This is a genomic window from Photobacterium sp. DNB23_23_1 (assembly GCF_052873815.1).
Genome location: NZ_JBNNXT010000108.1, coordinates 1 through 469 on the forward strand (window position 1 = coordinate 1; position 469 = coordinate 469).

The 469-nt window shown below is 53.7% G+C and carries 1 rRNA gene; it reads right to left on the reverse strand.

Annotated features, from left to right (window positions below):
* Positions 1-467, reverse strand: a 16S ribosomal RNA gene (locus tag ACVA53_RS25020); the annotation flags it as partial.
* Between the last annotated feature and the right edge of the window lie 2 nt (positions 468-469).

Sequence of the window (469 nt, forward strand, 5' to 3'; positions counted from 1 at the left end):
ACGCCTTCCTCACAACTGAAAGTACTTTACAACCCGAAGGCCTTCTTCATACACGCGGCATGGCTGCATCAGGGTTTCCCCCATTGTGCAATATTCCCCACTGCTGCCTCCCGTAGGAGTCTGGACCGTGTCTCAGTTCCAGTGTGGCTGATCATCCTCTCAGACCAGCTAGAGATCGTTGCCTTGGTGAGCTCTTACCTCACCAACAAGCTAATCTCACCTGGGCTAATCCTGACGCGAGAGGCCCGAAGGTCCCCCTCTTTGCTCCGAAGAGATTATGCGGTATTAGCCATCGTTTCCAATGGTTATCCCCCACATCAGGGCATATTCCCAGGCATTACTCACCCGTCCGCCGCTCGCCGCCCAACAAATCACCCGAAGGGTCAATGTTGTCGCTGCCGCTCGACTTGCATGTGTTAGGCCTGCCGCCAGCGTTCAATCTGAGCCATGATCAAACTCTTCAATTAAA